Raw genomic sequence first — 696 nt, forward strand, 5'->3', positions numbered from 1 at the left:
TTATTTCGACCCGTCGATTCTTGGCCCGGTTCTCTGCGGTGTCATTAGGTGCCAAAGGATTTGTTTCTGCTCTGCCCGCTGCACTAACGCGGTTAGCATCTACTTTATTATTAAAAATAAGTTGATGGACGACACTCACAGCCCGTGCTGCAGACAAATCCCAATTTGAACGATAGCGCGCCGAGTTAACCGGCAAATTATCGGTATAACCCGAGACCGTTATTTCACCCTCGCAAGTAGCAAGTACTTCTTCTATTTTTTCAAGAATCGGGAACATTGCATCTTTTAGCTCTTCACTCCCTGATGGAAAAGTAGTCGCCTCAGAGAAACGCACAACCACTTTGTTGGAGTCATAACTTACAGATAAAGCATTAGAAAGGATTTCAGATTCCAGACTATCAACCAAACTCTCTGTGAGCTTATCGATACTCGGGTCTATTTGTGCCGCCTCGCTCTCTTTCTCTTCAGGCTCTTCCAACATCTCTATATCGGAGTCGCCAAAGTCTTCGAACTCTTTCTCCAATTCAGACTGCTCGTCTGTCGTCGCGGGTGGTGGGGGAATAGCGGGCGCTTCAGCAAAAATAATTGCGCCTCCCGCCTTATTTTCACCGGTCAAAGCCTCGATGCCAAATGATGAAGCCATAGCTATCGCCATCACTTCATATTTCTGAAGATCCATCTTGGAAAAGCTGAGTA

General features: G+C 46.1%; 1 protein-coding gene. It reads right to left on the bottom strand.

Annotated features, from left to right (window positions below):
• The coding region (locus tag A3761_RS05205) for an OmpA family protein (protein WP_068749950.1) at positions 1-679 on the bottom strand (679 nt) is incomplete at its 3' end.
• Positions 680-696: the final 17 nt, after the last annotated feature.

The organism is Oleiphilus sp. HI0123, from assembly GCF_001635315.1.